This is a genomic window from Moorena sp. SIOASIH, assembly GCF_010671925.1.
Taxonomy (GTDB): domain Bacteria; phylum Cyanobacteriota; class Cyanobacteriia; order Cyanobacteriales; family Coleofasciculaceae; genus Moorena.
On sequence record NZ_JAAHIH010000001.1, the window covers coordinates 575,757 to 599,955 of the forward strand.

At 44.0% G+C, this 24,199-nt stretch carries 21 protein-coding genes and 2 pseudogenes; 13 read left to right on the plus strand and 10 right to left on the minus strand.

Translation table 11 applies throughout. The features are described 5' to 3' along the window. Positions 1 to 183: 183 nt before the first annotated feature. Positions 184 to 579, plus strand: coding sequence for a hypothetical protein (locus tag F6J90_RS02590; protein ID WP_293090965.1), 396 nt, complete (start codon positions 184 to 186; stop codon positions 577 to 579). 6 nt (positions 580 to 585) lie between these two features. Here F6J90_RS02590 and tnpA read toward each other — a convergent pair. Then, positions 586 to 1,062, minus strand: a pseudogene (tnpA, locus tag F6J90_RS02595) (IS200/IS605 family transposase). Between the two features lie 52 nt (positions 1,063 to 1,114). On the opposite strand from tnpA, the gene F6J90_RS02600 reads away from it, so the two are divergent. After that, a complete protein-coding gene (locus F6J90_RS02600) occupies positions 1,115 to 2,275 on the plus strand; it encodes a transposase (protein ID WP_293090966.1) in 1,161 nt (386 codons plus the stop codon). After that, a pseudogene (locus F6J90_RS02605) lies at positions 2,265 to 2,507 on the plus strand (RNA-guided endonuclease TnpB family protein); the annotation flags it as partial. The gene F6J90_RS02600 and the pseudogene F6J90_RS02605, both read left to right, overlap by 11 nt. Before the next feature lie 181 nt (positions 2,508 to 2,688). On the opposite strand, the gene F6J90_RS02610 reads toward F6J90_RS02605, so the two are convergent. Beyond that, the gene (locus tag F6J90_RS02610) at positions 2,689 to 3,033 is read right to left on the minus strand and encodes a late competence development ComFB family protein (protein ID WP_293090967.1); all 345 of its coding nucleotides are present in this window, start codon (positions 3,031 to 3,033) and stop codon (positions 2,689 to 2,691) included. A 168-nt stretch (positions 3,034 to 3,201) separates the two neighbouring features. Here F6J90_RS02610 and F6J90_RS02615 point away from each other — a divergent pair, with 168 nt between their 5' ends. Then, positions 3,202 to 3,357 carry a hypothetical protein gene (locus F6J90_RS02615; RefSeq protein ID WP_293090968.1) on the plus strand — a complete coding sequence of 52 codons (156 nt, stop codon included), beginning with the start codon at positions 3,202 to 3,204 and terminating at the stop codon, positions 3,355 to 3,357. A 54-nt stretch (positions 3,358 to 3,411) separates the two neighbouring features. Here F6J90_RS02615 and F6J90_RS02620 read toward each other — a convergent pair whose 3' ends face one another. The 6 genes from F6J90_RS02620 to F6J90_RS02645 form a co-directional block, all read right to left on the minus strand. After that, positions 3,412 to 3,846 (minus strand): response regulator, encoded by a 435-nt coding sequence (locus F6J90_RS02620; protein WP_293090969.1) that lies wholly within the window; start codon positions 3,844 to 3,846, stop codon positions 3,412 to 3,414. Between the two features lie 31 nt (positions 3,847 to 3,877). After that, the gene (locus tag F6J90_RS02625) at positions 3,878 to 4,501 is read right to left on the minus strand and encodes a hypothetical protein (RefSeq protein WP_293090970.1); all 624 of its coding nucleotides are present in this window, start codon (positions 4,499 to 4,501) and stop codon (positions 3,878 to 3,880) included. 361 nt (positions 4,502 to 4,862) lie between these two features. Beyond that, on the minus strand, positions 4,863 to 5,243 hold the full coding sequence (locus F6J90_RS02630) for a response regulator (RefSeq protein ID WP_008179073.1): 381 nt from the start codon (positions 5,241 to 5,243) through the stop codon (positions 4,863 to 4,865). Further along, entirely contained in the window at positions 5,233 to 8,112 is a 2,880-nt protein-coding gene (locus F6J90_RS02635) for a PAS domain S-box protein (RefSeq protein ID WP_293090971.1), read from the minus strand. The genes F6J90_RS02630 and F6J90_RS02635 overlap by 11 nt, the downstream gene beginning before the upstream one ends. Before the next feature lie 681 nt (positions 8,113 to 8,793). Beyond that, a complete protein-coding gene (locus tag F6J90_RS02640; protein ID WP_293090972.1) occupies positions 8,794 to 10,776 on the minus strand; it encodes a response regulator in 1,983 nt (660 codons plus the stop codon). 131 nt (positions 10,777 to 10,907) lie between these two features. Then, on the minus strand, positions 10,908 to 11,342 hold the full coding sequence (locus F6J90_RS02645) for a peroxiredoxin (protein WP_293090973.1): 435 nt from the start codon (positions 11,340 to 11,342) through the stop codon (positions 10,908 to 10,910). A 163-nt stretch (positions 11,343 to 11,505) separates the two neighbouring features. Here F6J90_RS02645 and F6J90_RS02650 point away from each other — a divergent pair, with 163 nt between their 5' ends. From F6J90_RS02650 to F6J90_RS02660, 3 genes are all read left to right on the plus strand, one after another. Beyond that, positions 11,506 to 11,922: an Npun_F0494 family protein gene (locus F6J90_RS02650; RefSeq protein WP_293090974.1), complete on the plus strand. Its 417-nt coding sequence runs from the start codon at positions 11,506 to 11,508 to the stop codon at positions 11,920 to 11,922. 71 nt (positions 11,923 to 11,993) lie between these two features. Then, the gene (gene cobQ, locus F6J90_RS02655) at positions 11,994 to 13,484 is read left to right on the plus strand and encodes a cobyric acid synthase CobQ (protein WP_293090975.1); all 1,491 of its coding nucleotides are present in this window, start codon (positions 11,994 to 11,996) and stop codon (positions 13,482 to 13,484) included. 151 nt (positions 13,485 to 13,635) lie between these two features. Beyond that, entirely contained in the window at positions 13,636 to 13,875 is a 240-nt protein-coding gene (locus tag F6J90_RS02660; RefSeq protein ID WP_293020856.1) for a 2Fe-2S iron-sulfur cluster-binding protein, read from the plus strand. A 196-nt stretch (positions 13,876 to 14,071) separates the two neighbouring features. Here F6J90_RS02660 and mnmA read toward each other — a convergent pair whose 3' ends face one another. Continuing rightward, the gene (gene mnmA, locus F6J90_RS02665) at positions 14,072 to 15,160 is read right to left on the minus strand and encodes a tRNA 2-thiouridine(34) synthase MnmA (protein ID WP_293090976.1); all 1,089 of its coding nucleotides are present in this window, start codon (positions 15,158 to 15,160) and stop codon (positions 14,072 to 14,074) included. A gap of 603 nt (positions 15,161 to 15,763) precedes the next feature. Here mnmA and F6J90_RS02670 point away from each other — a divergent pair. The 3 genes from F6J90_RS02670 to queF all read left to right on the plus strand — a co-directional run bounded on the left by F6J90_RS02670 (position 15,764) and on the right by queF (position 17,072). Then, on the plus strand, positions 15,764 to 16,132 hold the full coding sequence (locus F6J90_RS02670) for a hypothetical protein (RefSeq protein ID WP_293090977.1): 369 nt from the start codon (positions 15,764 to 15,766) through the stop codon (positions 16,130 to 16,132). A gap of 83 nt (positions 16,133 to 16,215) precedes the next feature. Beyond that, on the plus strand, positions 16,216 to 16,638 hold the full coding sequence (locus F6J90_RS02675; RefSeq protein ID WP_071102085.1) for a hypothetical protein: 423 nt from the start codon (positions 16,216 to 16,218) through the stop codon (positions 16,636 to 16,638). Positions 16,639 to 16,652: 14 nt separating this feature from the next. Continuing rightward, positions 16,653 to 17,072 (plus strand): preQ(1) synthase, encoded by a 420-nt coding sequence (gene queF, locus F6J90_RS02680; RefSeq protein WP_293090979.1) that lies wholly within the window; start codon positions 16,653 to 16,655, stop codon positions 17,070 to 17,072. Between the two features lie 166 nt (positions 17,073 to 17,238). Here queF and F6J90_RS02685 read toward each other — a convergent pair whose 3' ends face one another. Beyond that, positions 17,239 to 18,006 carry a WecB/TagA/CpsF family glycosyltransferase gene (locus F6J90_RS02685; protein ID WP_293090980.1) on the minus strand — a complete coding sequence of 256 codons (768 nt, stop codon included), beginning with the start codon at positions 18,004 to 18,006 and terminating at the stop codon, positions 17,239 to 17,241. A 1,263-nt stretch (positions 18,007 to 19,269) separates the two neighbouring features. Here F6J90_RS02685 and F6J90_RS02690 point away from each other — a divergent pair. From F6J90_RS02690 to F6J90_RS02700, 3 genes are all read left to right on the plus strand, one after another. Then, complete coding sequence (locus F6J90_RS02690; RefSeq protein WP_293090981.1) at positions 19,270 to 20,937, plus strand: alkaline phosphatase family protein; 1,668 nt, start codon at positions 19,270 to 19,272, stop codon at positions 20,935 to 20,937. A gap of 348 nt (positions 20,938 to 21,285) precedes the next feature. Next, the gene (locus F6J90_RS02695; protein WP_293090982.1) at positions 21,286 to 22,347 is read left to right on the plus strand and encodes a polysaccharide biosynthesis/export family protein; all 1,062 of its coding nucleotides are present in this window, start codon (positions 21,286 to 21,288) and stop codon (positions 22,345 to 22,347) included. A gap of 257 nt (positions 22,348 to 22,604) precedes the next feature. Next, positions 22,605 to 24,134, plus strand: coding sequence for a hypothetical protein (locus F6J90_RS02700; protein ID WP_293090983.1), 1,530 nt, complete (start codon positions 22,605 to 22,607; stop codon positions 24,132 to 24,134). The last annotated feature ends 65 nt before the right edge of the window (positions 24,135 to 24,199 follow it).

Genomic DNA, 24,199 nt, shown 5'->3' on the forward strand with positions numbered 1-24,199 from the left:
TTTAGTTGATAACTTTTTGTTGAGGGTTGAGGGTTGAGGGTTGACTATTGACAGGGTCGCGTCAACGATCCAAAATGAACCTGTAACAATTGTGCAGGTTAACTGTGCAGGTTAACTCAGGTTAACTATATATAACTCTATAGCAGTAGACCAGCGAGATTTATCCATTAAGGGGGGATTTATATGACGATCAGCAACCAATCTGTTTTTACTGTAGCTGTATTGAGTGTAGCCCTTGGCATTACTACAGCGTTACTACACGGATCCGCTACTGCCCAAACTACAGGTACTATTCGAGCGGATGAAAATTTTAATAATCCTAACGAGCAAGACACGTTTGGGGGGTTTGGAGACAGTGGTTTCAACGCTTTTGATTTAATCCATAATGCCCAATTGGGTACAGTTGATATCGATCAGTTCATTGAGGGACAGTCTCAGAGACTAAACGATGCTGCTTCTGAGTTTCGGCGTTTACAGTTGGAACGGTTGCGCAATCCCCAAGTAGTATCTCCAGAAAACCAATATCCAGAAAACCAATATCCAGAAAACCAGCCTGCTACATCTGGGGTTAGCTTCTGACAAAATTCATCCCACGCTCACGCTACGCTTTGAGACGTGGGATGAATTTTGTGCAGGGTCTTTGTTGCTCATCTCAGGAGTGTCTTGGTTTTCAATGTACTTTTTAAGAGTAGAAATAGTAACGCCACCACAACTAGCAATAAAGTAAGAACTATTCCACAATACAGGTTTTTTGTAGTAGATTCTGGCTAGTTGTTCACCAAATTCTACTCTTATTTTTCGGCTTGAGACACTCTTCAATGAGTTAACCAGTTTACTCAGGTGAATGTCAGGGTGATACTGGAACAGCAGGTGAACATGGTCTTTTTCCCCATCAAGGCTAACAAGCGATCATTCTTGTTGTTCAAGTAAGTTTTCAAAAATTTCATGTAAACGGCTAATCATCTCACCAGTAAAGACTTTGCGACGATACTTGGTCGTCAAGACGAGATGAGCTTTAAGGTCAGAGACAGACCGACCCTTGGATAAAAAGTCATTCTTCATAAAAATCCTGCTGTTGTCTGCTATAATCAGTGTAGCTTAAAAGTTAACACCAATGAAATACACGTATCAATATCGACTATATCCAGAGACTCAACAAACACTCACACTGAACGAGTGGCTGCGAGTTGGTCGATATTGGTATAACCGGATGTTGGGTGAGCGTTTTGATTGGTGGGAGAAAAATAGATGTCCGGTCAATGCCTGTCCATTAATCTGTTACCTTCCGGAGCTTAAAGATCAGCCCAATTTATACAGCCAGAAAAAGCAACTTCCAGTTATCAAGAAAGACTTGGTTAAGATTGGATGGTCTGGAGAGTTGATAGACTTTACTGAGGTTTATTCAACTGTTTTGCAAGATGTCTGTACAAGAGTAAAAAACGCTTTTAACAGGTTTATAGCAGGTGACAAAAATGGTAAACGCAGTGGCAAGCCTCGATTTAAGAATGTTGCCAGATATCGGACGTTAAACTTTCCAAATGCTTATAATTCTTGGTTAAAGTTCTGTACTGTTAACGGAAAATGGTTGTTTGTTCAAGTTCCTAAAATTGGTTTGATTAAGCTGAGAATACACAGACCGTTACCTGATAGTGCAAACTTAAAACAGCTATCAATTACAAGGAAAGCTGACGGATGGTACTGCAACCTGAGCCTAGAGGATAAGTCCGTGCCGGAGTTCAACCCTGATGACATTATTCCTACTTGGGAAAACTCAATTGGAATGGATGCTGTTCTAGATAGAGGCTTTTATCTAGCAATATCCGATGGCAAGAAACTCCCCTCGCTTAAACCACTTCGTCGGAATCAAGACAAGTTAACCAAAGTTTCTCAACGGAAAAATAAGCGTAAAAAAGGAAGTAAAGCCAGACGTAAACTAGCAAAACGGGAAGCCCGTATTCATCAACAGATAGCTAGGAGTCGTGAAGATTTCCAGTACAAAACTGCTCATCAACTGGTGAATACAGGTAAGAAAGTCTTCTTTCACGAGAAGCTGAACCTCAAGGGTTTAACTCGTCGCAATACTCCTAAACGAGGGCGAGATGGTACGTTCTTATCCAATGGTCAATCATCAAAATCAGGACTTAACAAGTCTTGGCTAGATGCAGCCTTTGGTCAGTTCTTTGAAGTGCTGGGTCAGGTAGCCGCAAAAGAAGGGCGCCAGTGTAGTCGAAGTCAAGCCAAATTACACATCTCAACTCCTCTCTTATCGAGATGAATTTGTGTTCACCGACCGAGATATGCGAGAGTATTTCGATGAGGAACTAAAGCTGATTGTCGATAGAGATGTCAACGCATCAATCAACATAAAGCGAGTCGGGCTGGATGTGTTCCCGACTATAAAACGCCGTAGAGGGAAGCCTGTAGTTGTTGAATCTACTACTAATAGTACCTCGCAGGAAGCTCTGACCGCTCTTTATGAGCATCAGAAGCCCACACTGAAAGCGTAGCGTCAGTGTGTGGTACATCACCGAAAGTTACCGATAATCTTAGAGACTTTGGCTCAGGTGTGGATCAGGTTTGATATCAAGTTCGTTTAATCATTTGATTTACAGGTCATACCATAGATGGCAAACGCAGTTCTCAATACCCAATTGAGAACTGCTATTTATAGATATAAACTTTGGGAAATCAAGCTAAGGAATCAGAGGAGATAGACCTTGAGGTAAACGTTTGGGGCATCGGGAAATTATCCCAGTGCAAGATATTATAGATTCCTGTATGAATCCAGTTTTCTAAATACAGCTTCTGCTCTGAGGATAACTGCTGTAATTCTTGGCTTTTTGATGATGGTTCAATCTTGTCTATGGCTTCGTAATGATTCGGAATTCGGTTCAGGACATAAGCAATTAAATCCTGGCGTATGTTAGACTGGGAAAACACTTCTTGATAAGGAAACTCCGGATAAGTTGCTAAGACGTTTTCAATTTCTTGAATCACTATCGGTGTAGTTACGTGAACAAGGGTTTTAACCATCGTTTACACTCCTTTTGCCAACCGGTTTATTATTGTAAACCGGTTTATTAATTAATATTATATAGCGTGTTTTAAGCCCTGTTTTAAGTCAAGGGAAGTGTAAGCATTCAGCTATCAGCGTGTCCCGTATCAGCTATCAGCTAATGCGCTACGCGCACGCTACTTGAGGTGCTATCAACCATTAGCCATTGGCCTGTGGCTACCGTACTTGAGGTGCTTATGGGCTATGGGCACGCTGTCTTGATGCAGTCGCTCATGGGGGAAACCACGGCAGTTGCTCATGGGGGGAACCCCCAAGACCGCACTGCCTCCCCAAGACCGTAATGGTGCGTTTTCCGTAGGCGAATTAAATTCGCCACGGGTCGCACCTCTGCATCGCTACTTGAGGTGCTTTTGAATAAAATAAGCTGACGGCTGACCGCTGATGGCTGAATGCTTACAGGGAAGTATTCTTAACTGCTGATTAATTGCTGCTAATAGTTCCCGACTCTCTACAGGTTTGGTTAGATAATCGTTGGCTCCCAGTTGCTTAGCTCGAGCATAGCCATCCTCCTTTGACTGACTGCTTAGAAATATAAACGGTGTTTTCGCTGTAGTTATCCTATCCCGTAATATCTGGAGAAGCTCATACCCATCAATTGATGGTATATTAATTTCACAAATAATTAAATCAGGTCGGACAACTTTAGCTAAAGTTAAACCGAGCCAACCGTCTTCTGCAGTAAGGACATTAAAGCCTTCTAATTCCAGTAAATCTGAGAAATTTGAGCGCAACAGTTTATCATTTTCAATTAATAAAATTGTTTTGTTCATCGCTCCAGCCTTTATAAATTCATGATCAAGATTAATCCCCAACTTGCAGAATCTGTTCTAGCAAGAGGCGATCGCTAGTTGAGCTACCGAACCATAATTTATCTTTTGCCAGAGTACTGACAGATAACCTACCATTTGGTTCAACGCTAAAATCTTGATCCAACACTAACCCTTGCTCCTGAAGCTTATTGATTGCGACAGTCATCGCTACTGCCACTAAGTCAAGTTCGGGCATCAAATAATCGGGATGACCCAATAGCCAGTGACAAGCATCAAGGTTAGTCTCTGGTAGTCGATAAACTGCTGCGAGTAAGACTTGCTCAATATAAGTGGGACTGGGTAAAACAGTCAGAAAGTCTTTAAGAGATTTGATAAATGTTGAGTCTTGACTCTGAAAGACATCCACAGCTAATGCGATGTATGACTCATAGTCCTGGGCGTCGGTGGTACCCATATCTCGTTCCTTGGTCAAGGGCAAACTCTTGATACCCAGGACAACTGGTGTGAACGTTTGTCTCCTCTGGTGCTCTGGGTGGTGAGGATAAGCTAAATCGATCGTGGGACTGATCGTGGGACTCAGGGATAATTGATCCAAAGGAGTGGCGCTGGAACAATTACTGGAACTGCTACTCTTGTTTGAAAAAATGATACCCATACCCCGAAGTTGAACCCAAGATCTATTTAACTTACCTACAAATAGAAATTAGGGCGCAAATGTGAAGATATTGTGATTAGACTTCGCGGCAGAAGTCAGGGAATAGGGAATAGGGAATAGGGAATAGGTGTCAAAATTGACTTAGAAGCTATCCAAAATGATTGCTTAGTTATTTTTGCAAGAGGTCTATTGGGTAGGGTGCTAACTTATGGCTAATCGGTAAGATATCAAAGGTGAGTGCTATGGAATCTTTTTACCTCACCCAATTGAGAACTGCGTTTGCCAGCAATTAATCCTAATCCAGTTCCTTATGATTTGCTGCCGGTTTCGGAGTTTCAATAAAATCTAGCACTCCGATAGCTCAATCGAGCCAATTAAGAATCCCTTGGATTTCCTCGACCAATTCCATAGGTTTAAACGGCTTGGTAATAACTCCAGTTACCCCCAAATCTAGAAACTGCTTTTGCTCGCTGCTCCTAGCTTTAGCTGTTAGCAAAATTGTTGGGATGTCCGCCGTTACTGCATTAGCTTGTAACTGTCGAAAGGTAGCCGGTCCATCCAGCTCGGGCATCATTACATCTAGCAGAATAGCATCAGGCTGATCTGCCTCAGCCTTAGCTAATCCCTCCTTACCAGAAGCAGCTGTCAACACTTCCCACCCTGCTGCTGCTTCTAGAGAAAATTGGATGATTTCTCGAACCCCATCATCATCATCAATCACTAAAATGCGCTTAGTTGTCATGGTTCTCACCTTCTGCTGCTGCTGTTTCTTTCGGTAAGGTAAAATAAAAACTGCTGCCTTCACCAACAGTACTCTCAACCCAGATTTTGCCTCCGTGCTGCTCCACTATATTACGGCAAATCGCTAACCCTAAACCCGTCCCTCCCTTTTTACGGGCATCGGAAGCATCAACCTGTTGAAAACGCCCGAATATACTTTCAAGTTTGTCAGCCGGAATTCCCCTACCTTGGTCTTTAACGGTAAATAAGATCATGGCACTGTTTGGGTCAGGGGGTGAGGTGGTTTCTGGTTCCTCTGGCTGTTGCAGTTCCACTGTTAACCATAGGCTAGAACCTCTGTCTGAAAATTTAATCCCATTGCTGAGTAAATTGGTTATGACTTGAATAATGCGATCGCTATCAGCCTCGAATTCAATCTCAGATTCAATAGCTTGGGGCGAGACTTCCAATTTAATCCCAGCTCGATTAGCCATCACCTGCACCTGATCAACAGCTTTAACCATCAACTCAGCTGCATTCACTGGCTGCTTAGACAAACGGATCTTACCAGATTCCAGACGTTCCAGCTCCAAAATATCGTTAACCAGTCGCACTAAACGCTCAGCACTGTCAGCGGCAATGCCAATTACACGCTGTCCTCGTTCAGACTGAGGTTGAATTAGACCAGTTGATAACAGGTTCAAGGCACCATGAATTGAGGTTAGGGGGGTACGGAGTTCGTGGCTGACCACGGAGGTGAATTCATCTTTCATCCGTTCAATAGCGTAGCGCTCGGTAATATCTTCCCCAATACTCATGGTGCCAATTGCCTCTCCCTGGACATTTTGGAGTAGAGTATTATTCCAAGCAATGATTTTTTCTTGCTTTGACTTGGTGAGAATCGAGTGCTGATAGTGGGGTTGAAAGTCTGGATCTAGGATGTCCTGGAAGTATTGCTGTACTGACTTTTGCTGGGAATTGGGCAGGAAGTTTTCAAACCAGTCCTTGCCTAAAACTTCTGCTTCTGTGTACTTAGTCAATTCTAGGAAGAAGGGATTGACATACTCCACTTTACCCTGTCGGTCTAGTCCCACCACCACCAGTCGCACATGTTCGAGAAGGCTGCGCCACCGTCGCTCTGATTCCTGTAAGCTAGCAATTAACTGGGTACGTTCTTGTTCAAATCGTTTACGTGAAGTAATATCTCGCTGCAACACTAAGATATAGCTAATGTTTCCTTGAGTATCATGAACCACTGAACAAGAGTAGTCTGTGGTAAGAATTGTCCCATTTTTGCAGACAAACTCAATTTCTTGACGATAGGTTCCCTGCTCCAGTAAAACTGGAAACTGTTGCTGGCAAATGTTTTGGTATGTGGGGGTAAAGAACTCTTCTAAGCGATTACCGATCAATTCTGATTCAGCATAACCTGACTGGTGGATGACAGCCGGGTTCACTTGCTCAATCATGCCCTGAGTATCTAATATATGGATAAAATCTGGGGCAGATTCAAACAACGAACGGAATCGTTGTTCGCTTTCGAGTAAAGCAGCTGTGCGCTGTTGAACCCTAATTTCTAATTCTCGATTGAGTTGTTGTAATTCTCGATTGAGTTGTTGCAGTTGAGCTTCTTGCTGTTTACGCTCCGTGATATCCGTAGTGATGCCGTGAAGATGTACAGAGGTGCCATTATCACGCCTAACCACACGAGCGCGATCGTTCAGCCAGCGAATTTCTCCATTACTGAGCTGAATTCTATATTCTAAATCCCACGATTCACGACGATTTTCTTGAACAGCTCGCCATGCTTTCTCAACATGCTCAAAATCTTCTGGGACAATAAACTGTCGCCATAGGTTGTCTTGATCGCTGAATAGCTCGAAAGTTGGGCGACCGTAAACTTGCTCGAAGGCTAAATTAACATAGCGCAGTATCCCAGAAGGCAGTGATACTGACCACACCACGTCTTGAAGAGAACTCATAATTGCTCGGAGCCGCTCTTCGTTGGACTTAAGTGCCTTTTCATTTTCTTGAAATGCTTCTTCTGTCTGCTTGCGTACGCTAATATCCGTAATTGAGCCAACCACCCGCACTGCATCACCTGCTTCATTCCAAAGTGCTTGTCCCTGGTCAAGAATCCATTTGTAGCTGCCGTCGTTGCACTGTAAGCGATACTCTTGAACGTAATAGGGGGTTTTCTGAGCCAAGTGATCCTTCATGGCTTTTATCACCTGGTCTACATCATCGCGATGAATGTGTGTCCGCCATTGATGGTTATAGTTTCCGATGTCGTAGTTTTCATCATACCCCAGCATTTCCTTACATCGGCTGGAGAAAAAGGTTTCATTGGTTTTGGGGTTCCAGTCCCAAATTCCCTGATTAGCTCCCTGTAGTGCCAATTGCCAGCGTTGCTCACGTTTTCGTAAGGATTGCTCTGCCAAAATACGCTCTTCAATTTGAGATTTTAGCTCCTGGTTGAGCTGCTCAAGCCTAGCCAGACTGGGAAAAGCGAGGACTCGAGGTAGAACAGAGAATAAATTTATGGCAGTGTAGACAGAAACTATAGCTGTAATTGCTTTAATAGAGCCTGATAGCCAGTAAGCTGGATACCAAAGCGTCCATAGTTCCATCAGGTGAGTGGTGCCAGAGGCAATAATCAACGCCCCAAACAAAATCAAGAGTCCCTTGAAAGGCAGATCCTGCCGCTGCCTAATCAAGTACACTAGCAGTATGGGAATCACATAGTAGGCTAGGGTAATTAGGGAATCACTGATCAGGTGCAGCCAGATCAAGTTAGGCTGCTGGAGGTAGCAGTTGCCTTGGAGAATAAACGTTTCGGCAAATAGGAGATAGTCAAAGAAATTGATCATAATTAGGTTGACAATTGACATGATTGCTGACAGTCAACCGTTAACCATCAACTGTGAATAAAATGTGATCAACTCTACTATGTCCGATCTCTAAATTCTATGTCCAGTGGCATACTCCTACACTGACTCTGCTCTTACAGAGCCGCTCCGGGAACGAGTGAGCGTGTAGGCTTGAAGCCAACTCCACCCAACGGTATCGGCTTTCGCCGACGCTGCGCGAACGGATACGTAGGCTTGCTTTATTAACGACACGGTCAGAAGTTACCCCAGCGAGCAATCCCTCGCTGGGGCAGCCTTTATGGTTAGTCGGTTATGCGTAAAGAGTTAAAACTTTATGATTAAGGCCAGAGACGAATTCTTAGGATAGGGTCGCCTTTATAGTTTGTAGGTCATGCAAAATAGGGTTAAGTCTCTTGTAATAAGGCGACCCTATCCTTACGGAGACTTCAAACCCTATTCTAAGGTTTCGTCTCCGGGATGCCCCGACCCGCCGGAACAATACAAAAATTCGATTTTTTCCCTAGTAAATAGCTGACAAACCAGCATTTAAGGCCGTAGGCCACGCGGGGCGCGTTCGGCTTTGTTTATCAGTAGATATATTATAGCAATTCCATACATACTCTGTGCAAAATCCATCCCACACCTAATGCGCAGCATAGGTGTGGGATGAATTTTGCCGGACAGCTAACTGACCAGAGTTATTTATTTATCTGACAACATTTGATTCTTCTGTGCTATCGTTCTTATCCTTAGTTTACTGCGCTCAATGCGATTCAACACCCGAGCTAATAGCTCCGGTGCCCTGATTGGTTTTTGTACGTAATCATCTGCCCCTGCCATAAACACTTGCTGCACAGTTTCAGCATCTTGAACAGCTGATAGAAACAGCACGGGTAACTCACCCCAGCGAGGGTCATTGCGTACCACCTGGCACAGGTCAATACCGCTAAACTCCGGCATTTCCACATCCAAAATCAGTAAATCTGGACTACACTGCTCTATGGTTTCCCAGAACTGTTGTGGATCGTTTAGCAAAGTCAATTCAAATCCCCAAGGTTCTAGCACAGTGCGTAGCTGATCCAGGATTTGAGGGTCATCGTCAACAATCAATAGCTTTGCCTGTGGTGGACCGGATTGTTGCAACGCTTTAGCGATCGCAGCCATGACCTTTTGAGGTGCTACAGGCTTCTGAAGAAAACCCCTTCCTCCCAAACGAGCCACTCTGACTCGTTCAGCAAAACTCTCTTGAGCCGTAAATACTACCACAGGTACAGGGGGCTCAGTTGTTTTCAGTTCTTCTAACAGCTCGAAACCATTTCCCGCTGATTCAGGAAAACACAAGTCTAGTAGTACCACATCGGGGCGGTTACCAGCAATTGCTTTTCTCCCTTGAGATATATCACCCGCCACCTCAACCTGAATTTTCCAGGCTGCTAGCTCTGATGCCAACCCTTGCGCTAGTGTTAAATCATCATCCACAATCAGTAGTCGTGGGGAGTGGGGAATCGGGAATCGGGAGTAGGAAGTGGGTAGTGGTTGACTTTGAGTAGGTTTTGGAAGGTTATCCTCGGTCTCTAGTTCTTGTCGTAGTTCTACCACTAGTTGAGACAGATGTGCTATAGTCTCTTTGCTAGCTTTTTTCCCAGATTGCAATATCTCCTCAATTTCACGGGATTTGAGAGAGGCTTGATCAAATCCAAAGCTACCGAGGGAACCGGCTAGGGTGTGTGCCTCCCGTAAAGCCTCCTGTCGCAACTTTCCGGTAAGATTACCATCTCGCCAATCCGTCACCGCCTGCTCCAATACATTGACCCGCTTGATATACTTTGACTTCTGCTGCTGCCAAATGGCACTTAATCCTGATTGCTTTGGTTCTTCGGATTGAGCATTAGGGACTGGGGAAAGGGAACTATCACTCTTGACCTTTGAGTGTTTCAGGTTAGATGGGGTCTTTTTCCCGGCTTTTTTGCCTTTGTTTTTCTCAGTCTTTGTTTGACCTGAACCTTTCTCAGGCGGTTGTCTGAGCCGATAACCCAAGCCATAGACGGTTTCAATTAAATCATTTTTGGCTCCAGCTTCCTTGAGTTTCCGCCGTAAACTTTTGATATGAGCTCTAACGGCATTTTCTGTAGGGGGTTCTTCAAAAGACCAGAGATTATCTAGCAGGAAACTTTGGCTAAAGATGCGGTGGGGATTCCGTAAAAACAGCTCTACTAGACCATACTCCTTAGGTGTCAGATGTAATAGTTCCTGATCGTAGCTGACCTGGCAGTTACTGGGGTCAAGGTGCAGTAATCCCCACTCAAGCACCGGGAGTAGGGGGGTGCTGCTGCGGCGCAGCACTGCTCGAATTCTGGCTAATAATTCAGGTATGTCTAAGGGCTTGACTAAATAATCATCCGCTCCTGCGTCTAAAGCTTCGACTTTGTTAGTGCTGGTGTCTTGGGCAGTGAGCAGTATAATCGGAGTGCGATCGCGTGCGTTTCGCAGCTGCTTGCACAAATCAATCCCCGTGAGCCTGGGGAGCATCCAATCTAGCAAAATCAAGTCATACTTAAATATCTCTGCTAGTGCTATCCCCTCATCCCCATCTGTAGCTAGATCAACCTGATAATGTTGACTAGCTAGCGCTGCCGTTACCACTTTGGCAATACCTTCATCGTCTTCTACTAGCAGGATTCTCACGAGGACCTAACAGCTCCAGCACCAAGGGGATAGGTTAGTTTCTAGATTATCTATATAGAGATTAGATAAATAGTCATGACTTCGCCCAAATTCACAAAAATTTAGACGAAGTTTCAGGCTTTTGACTTAGTTTAGCCCATGGCTGCCAAGATATCTTGAGCGTGGGTAGCCGTTTTTACGGTCTCATCAACGTGAGTAATTTTGCCTTCGCCGTTGATAATGTAGGTTACCCGCTTGGAGTAACCCCCACCATCAACATCATAAGCCTTGCTAATTGCGCCATCCGTATCCGCTAGCAGGGTGAAAGGCAGACCATACTTTTCCTTAAATTGTTTGTGGGATGCCTCATCATCCATACTGACCCCAAGTACCACCATGTCTTTACCTTGATACTCAGTGTAGTTATCCCGAAAGCTTTGGGCTTCCTTGGTGCATCCTGGAGTATCGTCTTTGGGGTAAAAATAAAGCACTACAGTTTTACCCCCAAAGTCGGACAGTGAAACGGTATTGCCTTCGTCGTCTTTGACAGTAAATGCTGGTGCATCCATGCCAACTTGAAGAGCCATAACTTTTGTTTCCTATAGAAATATACTGAACTTATGTATAAAGTTTACACTAATAGGACTTACGTATTAAAGAACCATTATACATAAGCACCTTTAAAGTCTGTCAAAAAACCCTTAATATAGAAAGAAAAGGCGGTCAGTATAGTTCTGAGATTTAGTAACTGTGGCAAGAACTTCAATTCAGTCTCAAGGTAGCCAGCCTATTCAATATCCTGACCGAACTACTAAGCGTGCAGAGCAAGCAATGCGCTGTTTGCCATTCCAAATGCCTCTATTGGCAGCGATGCGTTCTAGCAGTGTTCCACTCTTATCTATAGTAGGTCTTGAAGGTGTGGAGAGAAACTACACAACGCGCCCTAGGTCGGAATTGGCAGTAGAAAACGATTTAATGTGGTTGATTCAAGTGGGTGTATTACGTAGAGAAGTAGACGGTCAGGGAATTACGGATAGTTTTCGATTGACACCTTTGGGTCGTCAGTTGTTAGAAAAGTGGGAACGGCTTGGAGAAACCTTACCTCCACCCTCATTATCAGACCGACTCCATCATACCTTGAATCGCTGGCTAAGATTGTCGGTTTAAATCAAGTTGGTGACAGGGTGATATCTCCATTTATTTCATCTAGGCTAGTTCTGACGCCCTAACCCTGAATTATGAAAGCGATTATGGTGGTGGGTACTACATCCCACGCAGGAAAATCCTTGATAACCACAGCTCTATGTCGCCTTCTCTCGCGACAAGGCTGGCGTGTGTGTCCCTTTAAGGGTCAGAACATGGCTCTAAATGCCTATGTGACACCCAATGGCGGAGAAATTGGACATGCCCAAGCAGTACAAGCTTGGGCTGCAGGTGTCATTCCCTGTGTGGAAATGAACCCAATTTTACTCAAACCCCAAGGTGACATGACCTCCCAGGTCATTCTTATGGGTAAAGCCGTAGGGAAGGTTAGTGCTGGGGAGTACTACGAAAAGTACTTTGATAAGGGTTGGCAGGTGATTGAAGAATCACTGCGACGTTTAACCAATGAGTTTGATTTAGTCGTGTGTGAGGGAGCTGGTAGCCCAGTAGAAATTAATATCAAGCACCGCGACTTGACCAATATGCGAGTGGCGCGGTACCTCAAAGCTCCCACCTTGCTGGTGGTAGATATTGACCGTGGAGGGTCTTTTGCTCAGGTAATCGGTACTCTCGAACTGCTCGAACCAGAGGAGAGAGCTTTGATTAAAGGTGTCGTGATTAATAAGTTTAGGGGTCAGCGATCGCTGCTCGAACCCGGGATAAAATGGTTAGAAGAACGCACTGGTATTCCTGTCGTTGGAGTTATTCCGTGGATTGATATACTGTTTCCCGCTGAAGATTCCCTTGACTTACTAGATCGCAACACCAGGAAAAAGTCCAATCAGGAAGTCACTATCGTAGTAATTCGTTTACCTCGAATTTCTAACTTTACTGATTTTGACCCCCTCGAAGCCGAACCCAGCGTCTTTTTGAAATATCTGTCACCAAACGAAACCTTGGGATATCCAGATGCAGTGATTCTCCCAGGGACAAAAACTACCATTGCGGACATGATGGTACTCCAAAAAAGTGGCATGGCTGAGCAAATTCAAAACTACGCTGCCTCAGGTGGGACAATTTTGGGAATTTGTGGGGGATTCCAAATGCTAGGCAAAACCCTAGTTGATCCCGATGGATTAGAGGGTAAACAGGGACGTCATCCAGGATTAGGCTTGTTGCCCTTAAAAACCTTGATTACCAGTGGCAAAGTTGCCCGTCAACGGATGGTGACATCAAATTATCCCCAAGTTGGCTTACCCATTACCGGTTACGAAATTCATCAGGGGCGTTCGCGACTGCTTGAGGCGGAGATGGGAGATAATAAATCTGCTTATCGAGCGTTATTCGATGACCATGGTTTGGGCATTGTTGACGTGAATCAATCAATTTGGGGCAGCTATCTCCATGGCATGTTTGACAATAGTCCTTGGCGACGTGCCTGGTTGAATCAACTGCGCTCCAGACGAGGGCTACCTTCTCTCCCTACTGGGGTTGTCAACTATCGGGAACAACGAGAAACACTTTTGAATTCACTGGCTGATACTATCGAATCTCATCTTGATTTAACCCCGATTTTAAGGTCTTAGACTGTTAACTATCAGATTAGTTTTGTCAAAAGTAAAAAGTAAACTTGAGAATGGAAAATGGAAACTGGAAAATCGTTAAGGGAAATTATAAATTAAAATTTAAACGAATAATTAACAATAAACAATTAATAAATTAAATGACTAATCAAACATGAGTGTAAGCGTTCGCTTTCTACCAGATGATGTGACAGTTGAGGCCGAAGTCGGAGAACCCATCCTTCTAGTGGCTGAACGTGCTGGTGTGTTCATTGCCACAGGTTGCCTGATGGGTTCTTGTCATGCCTGTGAGGTAGATATAGAAAATGGACCGACTGTTTGTTCTTGTATCACTGCTGTACCTGCAGGTTATGAACAGCTGACGATTAATCTATACTCTGACACCAATTGGTAGTCTATTATTACCATGGCAATCGGCTTTCGTCAAGGTCACTATTAGAATTTAGAATTTAGAATGTAGAATGTAGAATGGTGAATTGGGAATTCTGCATTCTACATTCTACATTCTGCATTCTGCATTCTGACAGACAACCTTGGCCTAAAGGCCACGCGATCGCTGAAAGCGGGACTTCGTCCATCGCGTTCAACCTTCAACCTTCAACCAATTTGTCATTGGCTATTTTCTCTGGTAGCTGCTCAATAATGCCACCTCCGAGCACCAGCTCCCCGTCATACAGAACAGCAGCCTGTCCTGGCGTGATGCTGAATTGTGGTTCATCGAACACTAATCTGATCCGATTTCCTTCTAGAGGAATCACATTTACAGGTACAGCAGGTGAGCGATAGCGAACTTGCACAGAAGCTCGAATGGGAACCGTAGGTTCCTGAATCGATACCCAATTGACCCGATGAACCGTACATTCAGGTTGGGTGGCTTGGTGGCGTTCCCCCACAATTACCCGATTCCTGGCTGCATCGAGGGCAATCACATACAAGGGATTGGGAGCAGCTATACCTAGCCCTTTCCGTTGTCCAATGGTGTAGTGGTGAATTCCTTGATGTTGCCCTACCACATTTCCATCCAAGTCCACGATGTCACCTGTGGTTTGGGAAATATACTTGTCCAGGAACTTCTGCATCGAACCGTGGGATTCGATTAAACACAAGTCCTGACTTTCTGGTTTATCAGCAGTCTTGAGATTATACTCAGCAGCAAGGCGTCGCGTTTCCGTTTTCTTCAGTTCTCCCAAAGGAAATAGGGAAGCCGCCAGCAGGTCTTGAGTCAAGTCATACAGGAAGTATGACTGGTCTTTTGTCAAGTCTAGTGCTCGCCGCAATTGATAGCGATCGCATTCAGCATCATAAGTAATCCGGGCATAGTGACCTGTGGCTATTTTGTCAATCCCCAATGTCTCACGGGCATAGGTCAGCATCGGACCAAACTTTACTGCCTTGTTGCACTGAGAACAGGGGAGTGGAGTAATCCCAGATTGGTAACCCGACACTAAGTAATCCACAATGTTTTCCTGAAAAACATCGCGACTGTCCACAATATGGTGGGGAATCCCTAATTGTTCACAGATAAACGCTGCATCGACCATTCCCTCAGAGCAGCATTGACCCTTCCCTTTCATTAACCAAAGGGTCAATCCTACAACTTCATATCCTTTGTGATGGAGGGTGGCGGCAGCTACGGAACTGTCTACTCCGCCAGACAAGCCAACGACAACTTTATTCATGAAATAATTCCGGGAGTTTGGAAACCACCGACTAGAAGTCGGTGGAGGAAAAACGACTCGTGCGGTTTTAACCGCCGTGATCCCTACAGGGGGGAGTCTACTCGTTCGACGTATTGCAATCGCCTCTGGTCTAGGCAGTTATAGACTCAGGCAAACTCCCTGCACCGATAGGTTTTTTTTTAGGCATTAATGCCTTACTCGGATTTCTCCGGTTAAGTTCGCTTCGCCAAAGTTAAAGGTCGGTACTTTCCACAGCACACTGTCTTACCCCTCGTAAAACTGTTTAATGCTGCGGTTCTAGAGCTGGGAACTAGCGACGTATTCCCAGGTAGGAACTTCAACACTTACCGATAACGTAGTCCTCAAGGGACTTAGGCTGGTCAGCTATCTAAAGTTCGTTGGGCATCATGCCCAACGAACTTTAGAGCGGGGTGCTGACCAACTCAACAGATTTCTCCCTGAGGGAGGTATTGCATTGTATAGTATTATTGTAGTGCTCCTGACCCTTAAGTCCTTCTACCTTAAGTCGAGTGGGCAAAGTGGGATTTCACTCCTATCCTGGAATCATAGAGTATTACGATAACTCTGGGAGTATCAGTGTTCATGGCTGGTTTTGGAAATTTGGTTCAAAAAGCGTTTTATCTAGGCGTCGGTATAGCTGCTGCTGCAGGGGAAAGAGCTGGGGGAACCTTGTCAGAAGTGCGAGGTCAAGCTCAGAAACTGGTAGATGAACTCGTAGAAAAAGGGGAAATGACTACCGAGGAAGCCCGTAAACTGGTTGAAGATTTAGTGCAACAGGGGCAACAGCAATCCTCTCCAGCTAACCCTAATGATCCTAAACCTGAGCCGCGCCGGATTGAGATTATTACTGATGAGGAAGAAGAATCAGCACCACCCGAAGAGCAGGATGTTGACAAACTACGCCAGCAGGTGCAAGCTATGCAAGAAGAATTGCGTCGGCTAAAGCGCTAACTTATAGCACTTATCTAGCACTTATAATTAATTTGTGAACAACAGGGGTTGAGCACATGATGGTTTTTGAGTGAATGTTTGCCATGGAAGATGATTGGTCTAAAAGTATTTTTGAAACCCTGGAATCAGTGGCTAATATGGTCGATGAGTTCTTCGAGGGTGTCAGTGAGGTGGTTGAGGAGTTTGCCAATGAAGTTGAGGAGTTTGCCAATCAGGTAGACAATGCCATTGGTGCGGAAATTGACCAGTGTTTGCAAGAGATTGTTGAACCGTTCGTTGAGATTTATTTTGACTTTGAGGTTATGGTCAGTGAAACAGACGAGGATTTTCCTGATTCCGTGACACCATCCTCACAGAAACATCCCGCTTGCATAGGTTGCCGTCATTATCACGGTCAAGCCTACGGTGGAAATTTATTAGTCTGCGCTATGCATCCCTATGGTTGGGACACAGAAGATTGTCCTGACTGGGAATCCCATCCTAGAAATTCCTCAAATCGTTTCTAATCCTAGCAAAACCAATGAGTAATTCCTTTACCCAGGAACAAGCATCACCACAAGTAGACACACCCCAGATTAAATACGGTGAACAGGAGATTGCCCAGGCAAAACTTATTACCTTTCCCAATCCCCGTATCGGTCGTCCCTATAACATTAACATCACCTTACCGGAGTTTACTTGCAAGTGCCCCTTTTCTGGTTATCCGGACTTTGCCACGATTTACATCACCTACGTTCCCAATGAACTGGTGGTAGAACTAAAGGCGCTTAAGTTGTATATCAATACCTACCGAGATCGCTACATCTCCCACGAAGAGAGTATCAACCAAATTTTAGATGACTTCGTAGCCGCCTGCAACCCAGAAGATGTCACCATCAAGGGGGATTTTAACCCACGGGGTAACGTTCACACCGTTGTAGAAGTGCGACACCAAAAGTAATTGGTACAAACGTCATAGGTAATCTTGAGGATCCAGTTAGCTTGGTCAGTGACCTAAGAGAATGGCAGCATGATGAATTTTGTCTCTACCTGCCTTCCTGTCTTTTGGGTCTTCGCGCTTTTCCTCTAAACAATTCCGATATAAACGGAAAATATAGCACTTGCGCTCAATTCAGATTGACCCTAGCTGGTGGCAACATAGAACTCTTGAGTTTTTGTTTCAACACTAACCAAAGGAAGACCGGAGCATCAAACAGGTATCGCCGCCACAATCGTCGTGGTTCAGATATTAGCCTGTGTAACCATTCTAAGCCTACCTCGCTCATCCATACAGGGGACCTTGGTTTGGTTCCTGCTTCAAAATCAAGGGTGGCACCTACTGCCATGAATATTTTAATGCTTGGTAATTGATCTTTGTACTTGTGTATCCACTTTTCTTGCTTAGGCGCACCAACTCCCACAGCTAGTACTGTAGCTCCAGAGTTCTTAACCATTTCTAGGATTTCTCGGCATTCAGCTTCATTCTTCTCAAATCCGAATGATGGGGAGTGCGCAGCGATAACAATTTCTCTGCCAACTCTAGCATTGACATTTTCTTGAGCTTGTTTAGCGACTCCTTCTCGTCCACCTAAGAGAAATATTTTAATAGTATCATTGTTTCTGTGATAATCATAAAAAGCTGGAAAAAGGTCAGATCCAGAAATTTTCTCCTGTATGGGTGACCCCAAAAACCTTGACGCATAATACACAACTTTACTATCACATAATCTATAATCGGCAATTCGATATGCCTTCATGAATTCAGAGTCTTTTTGTAGCTTGACTAAGTGATCGACATTGGGAGTGAAAATCACCCCGGTATCGAGCCGCTTTAAAAGCTCTGACTTTGAGATATTATCAATATCTAAGTTTAGGATTTTGACTATTTCTCTCATGTTTAACCTTTTTACGATGTCTCTCCTAGCTAAGGAATAAGCACTAAAAACAGCCGCCAAGCTTTTCCCAACAATCTTCAGACTTGGAGCCGAAAGTCAATTTGCCATTTCCGGATCGGCTACCCAAGTTAGCTTGATACTGTTTCGAGCAAGATTTTATTTGGGAAAGAATAAAATTACATTATCACAGTTTTAGTAATTTGACTATAGTAGCTCGGAAAAATTCTTGGTAAATACCCTTTTGTCTAGATAGCTGAACCTATAGATATTCTCTAATTAAACAACAGTAATCCCTTGATGTAGATTACACCAGGGGTTGAGAACAACTATCTCAGTAATTTGACAGAAATATATTTTGGTCTTAGCATTAAACTCTAGTTCACTGTGTTAAGAAGCGATGAATTATCGCTCAGGACAGTGTTAGGTATTTCACGAAATATTCAATATCCTTTTCACAGCGTGAACTAGATCTTATCAAGGTGATAATTTTTTACTAATCATAACGTTATAGATTAGAGTCAACTGTGATTGAATCAATCAGGCTCTCTGGGAATGATTCACTTTTCCATCCTCCTAGTAAATCCCGATGTAAATCCCGATCTCCCGATCTGCTTAGATGCTTATAGCTTAAAAACCTCAAGTCAATTCCTGTCTATAATCCTTAATAAGGATAGCTTATTATATGCTTTATTTAGGCTTTATTTAGGCTTTATTTATTTGTTTTTTTTAGGTATTTACTTTAATTAAAAGTACTTGTTTTTACGGTTACACGAGTCCTCCTTTATGGTTGATTGATGGTGAATTTTACCATTAACATCATAGCCTATGGGCGAGTCCAGGCTAGTATTTTCTCTGAGCTTAATAAAATCTTTAAATATTCTTCATTGAGTCTACATAAATGAGCTAACAATGGTAATTTTTACTGATCACTAGTCCTTGTCTTGATCAGGTAGTATTGATCAGGTTTATGCCTTATTTTAAGAAGATTTTTCAGCAGGGATTAGCTCACCAGTCGAGTCGGAGAATTAGTCGAGCTAACAAATGCCTCAAATCTTGGCTACTTATACAATGAGACTACATAGTGTGATCGATAGTAGTAGTCTTTACAGAAACTTCATAAAAGTCTACTCTAAGATTCATCGATCCTTCAACCTTCATCTGTGTGAAGCCGACTATTGTTATTTGTAGGGTTAGATGCTGAGCTAAACTAGGCACACTACTTAACCTACCAGAAAATTACCCACACATCTACCGACCACAACCATGAGAAACCCAGTAATTGCCATTGGCTTGGATGCTGCCGACCCTGCCTTGATAGAGCAATGGATATCTCAAGGGCATCTGAAAAACTTGCGTCGCTTACGAGAACAGGGATCTTACGGACGTCTAAAGACATACGAATACTACCGGGCTGAGACTCCCTGGACAACATTCCTCACTGGTTGTTCTCCTGAGCAAACAGGGTACTGGGCACCTCTGAAAATTGAGGAAGGCACTTACGAAGTAGAAGACATTCAAGCCTACGACTTTGCTGAGTATCAACCCTTCTATGCCTTGGGAGATGACTATCGAGTGGCAGTCTTTGATATGCCTCAAGCTCCCCTGTCCAATCAGGTCAATGGGTTGCAAGTTCTCGCTTGGGGAGCTCACTCTCCTCAGACTCCCAGTCATTCCATACCCAAATCCTTGCTACAGGATGTGATTGATAAGCATGGTGAGCATCCTGTCTTACGCAAAGACCATGCCAGTATTATGGATGTGGCAGCACTCAAGGGTCTTCAGGAACAACTGGAGATTGGTATCGCCCGCCGGGGTGCCATTTGTGAAGACTTGTTGCAGCAGATGCCGTGGGATTTCTTCTTAACAATCTTTGGTGAAACCCATACTGCAGGGCATTACTTCTGGCACCTGAGTCAGCCGGATCATCCTCTCTACCCATCTGTAGGTGCTAAATGCCCTGGAGATCCACTGTTGGAAATTTTTGAAGCTATTGACCAAGCCATTGGTGGAATTTTGAGCAAAGCCCCGGATAATGCCCAGGTCGTAGTATTTGCTGCCCATGGTATGGGGTCTAACGTCATGGATCTACCTAGTATGTTGTTCCTGCCAGAATTTCTCTATCGCTGGAGTTTCCCAGGTAAATATGGCATTGCTCGTGGCAAGTATGGTAAACCCCCAGAACCGCTAATCAATGATGCCAGGGCGAAAAAGGGTTGGATGGGGAAAGTGTGGAGCCTCAAGCATGAATCGAATCCACTCAAAGGTTTTTTGAGACGTCAACTCCCTACCAAACTTTTCAATCCCATCGCACCCTTGTTTGGTTCCACTCCTGCACCAGATCTCATTTCTCCGTTCAAGATGCAGGCAGAATCCGATCCATTCTTCTTCCAGAGTCCATCGTGGTACCAACCCTGCTGGCCTCAGATGAAAGCATTCGCGCTGCCTAGTTATTCGGAAGGATATATCAGGATTAATCTCCAGGGAAGGGAACCTCAGGGTATTGTCGCTCCTGATCAGTACGATGCTGTATGTGAGGAATTGACTCAAAAACTCTACCAGCTTAAAGATGCTCGCACTGGGGAACCAATGGTGAAGAAAATTATCCGCACCCGCCAATCGGCAACTGAAACTGGTCCGAAATTACCTGATGGTGACTTAGTCGTTATCTGGCAAGAAAAATATGCCACTGACGTAGTAGATAGTCCCGATATTGGACGGATTGGTCCAGTTCCCTTTAATCGTACTGGTTCTCACCGCTCTGATGGCTTTTTGGTGATTAAAGGACAAGATATTGAGCCAGGTTCTAGTTTACCAGCTGGTCATTCTCTAGATTTAGCCCCCACTATTCTGAATTTGATGGGAGCGCCGATTCCTGACTATTTTCAGGGTAAGCCCCTCTCGGCAATTAAAGAAACTGTTGTGGTTGGTTAACTTAAACTTAACTATAGCGTTTTTATTTGAGATGTAAACCTAGAAGGTCTTTTGTTATTTTCCAATAAAACTCCGGAGATATTGCCCCTATTGCATGCATGCCTCTTGCCTCTTGCCTTTTTCGGCAATACGTGTGTTTACAACCTAGATCCAAACGCTATAGTTACTTACATAGTTTAATTAGTGGCAAAGGGAATTGAGTGTTTTTTGTTGAATGTTTTTTGTTGAGTTTTGATCGTCAGTCAACACTCAAACACTGACCGAAACCCCCCTATACTTAGTGTTATCACTAAGTGTTATCACTAAGTAATAGCACTAAGTAATAGTTGTGAACCCAGAGATTCTTCAATGTCCATTCTCAAGTTTTGGATAGCAGGGTTAATTACTACCGTAGCAGCAATAGGTGTATCCGTTCCCAGTTGGGCTCTACCACTGTCTCCTGGCGATCGCCTTAGACTCTTTGTGGCTGGCGAAGAAGAAATCCCGGAAGCTGAACGCTTTAGTGCCACCTATGAAGTTAATCTGGATGGTTACATAAAATTCCCCTACCTAGACCCTATACTGGCAGCGGGTCGAGAAGTATCAGAAATAGAGCAAGACCTCGTCAAGGCTTTGCTAGAAGGGGGCTTTTTTCAGGCTGATTTCCTAAAAGTCAGCATTCAACTATTTGAGTGGGCTCCAATTCAGGTAACTGTGGGAGGAGCGGTTTTTGAACCTGGTCGGGTTTTGATTAATGATACGGATTCTAAAGGTCGAGACTTACCAGCATCGATTGCTACTGTCTCAGGAGACTATCCTCCAGAACGCTACCTAACCTTTGCCATTTTAACGGCTGGCGGCATCAAACCAAATGCCAACATTGAACAGGTGCGCTTGGTTCGGGGTGAGCAGGAACAGGTAATTGATTTATCTGGTGTGTTCACCGGATCACCAGTGGAGGATATTCCCTTGATTGCTGGAGACCAAATCATTGTTCCTACTCGGGAGTTGCCTCAATATTATCTAGCCAGACCTTCCCAGCTTACTCCCTCAACTATTCCTGTGTTTCTCTCCAATCTCACTAATCCCAATAATGGACGTGACCTTAGAATCCAGGAAGTTGAATATGGCTCCCGTCTATCTCAAGCTGTAATTGCTGCTAGTTGTGTCGGAGGCACAGAAACCACAAATGCGGATCGCCGTGCTCTGTTACTGCAAACTGACCGTACTACTGGGGAAACTCTGGCAATAGAACGTTCTGTAGAGGACTTGGTCAAGAAGCCTAATGATGACCAAGTTAATCCAGTGCTGATGCCAAGAGATAGTGTCGCTTGCTATGATTCAACGGTCACTAATGTCAAAAGTGTTTTTGACTTTATTGGCGATATCTTCAATCCCATTCGGATTATTAAAGACATATTTATACCCTAATTCATTTTGAGGATAGCTCAAATGTTATAATTAATGTATCTATCACAAGTTATAAGCTCACGAGATCTGACTCTTCATCAGGGGTGTATTGGCTAAGGGTTTAAGCCATTGCTTGATAGTGGGGTAAAACTCTCTGCCAAGTCTTTCATAATATAAAATATAAAAAATCATAACTTAAGACTACTTAAGACTACTTAAGACTACTTAAGACTACAACTTAAAACTAAAAATGTGGATTTGCCAGGTGAGATGCTCCAATGACTACTAATTATAAAACCATAGCCCCATATCCCTATGAAAAATCAAATCTCATGCCTCTACGTTGGCTATTTTACTTGTGTTTAGGGATATCTGTTAATGCCGGAATTTGGGGCTTAACATTTTTTTATTTGAAATCAGCTAAGCCAACTTATAACAGTACATGGGCAGTATCACTTCCTGTCTCAGGCTCATCCACCAGAATTAATATCCCAGAATTAGGGGGAGCGAGTTCAGATGTTAGGTCACCATTTGGCGATCGCTCCCATGACCCAAGGGAAAAGATGAAATTCATTGCGGAAAGTAAGCCGGTACTAAAGGATGCTGCCAGTGTACTGAACATGTCCCGTGAAGAGTTGGGCAAGCCTAGGGTCAAAATAGTAGACAATTCAACTATGATGGCCTTTGAGATCAAAGGAGACTCTCCTGAGGAAGCGCAACAGAAAGCTTTGGCTATGTACCAGGCTTTCCAGGATAGACTTGAACAACTTAGACAAGAAGAATTAGTAGACAATCAGCTACCAATTCAAGCTGATTTGGAGGCAGCTAAGAAAAATTTAGCAGATATTCAAAGAAGCCTGTCTGAACACAAAGCTAGAACTGGATTGAACTCGAAAGAACAAGTTAACCAGCTATCATCCACTATAGAAAGTTTACGACAACAACAAATCGATTTGTTGGCCCAAGGGCGAGAAGCAAAAGCCAATCTCAGCAACCTCTCAGCTAATCTAAAGTTGTCATCTCAGCAAGCTGCTGATGCTTTTGTACTTAAGGCTGACCAGATATTTCAGCAAACCCTAAGGGAATACAGTCAGGCTACCGCAGCCCTGACGGTTTTGAGTTCCAAATACGGTTCCAAGCATCCATCTGTAGTGGATGAAAAAAGCAAGCAAGAGAGTGCTAAAGCAGCTTTGCTAGAGCGTAGTCAATCTCTGTTAGGTCGCCCCATGTCTTTGGCAATTATCGACCAGCTCAGTGTTAACTCTGGGCCTGAAACTGGTTCTTCCCGGGAAAATTTGCTCAGGCAAATTGTTGAGGTGGAAGCACGGCAAGAGGGTGTGGAAGCTAGGGCGTGGGTATTAACCAACCAGATTGCTGAGCTGGAAGCCAAACTCAAACAAATGAGCCAGGATGCCTTGAGGATGGAGATCCTAGAACGCAATATGCGCATTGCGGAAACTATCTATGCTTCAACCTTAACTCAATCAGCGATTGGTCGATTCAACCAATCCCTTTCCTATCCTCAAGTTCAGCTGCTAGCTGAACCCAGCTTACCCCCAGACGCGATAGCACCGAAAAAGTCATCGGCTTTACTTGGTGCAGCAGCTGGTTCCTTCTTAATTAGTGCAGGACTATTTTTACTCTGGTTACGTCCCCATTTACAAGGTAAATCACAACCCTCAATGTACGGCAAAGTAGAATCGTTTAACTCTGATGTTCCACCCTTACGTTCTCAACCATCAAATAATAGCTTCACAACATCTAATAGCTTCACATCGCCAATCGGGAACCAAAGAAAAGATTTCTGATACAACTAATCCACTTGTTATCAAGCTAGACATCATAGCATGGCACCAGTAACCTAAGCCATTAG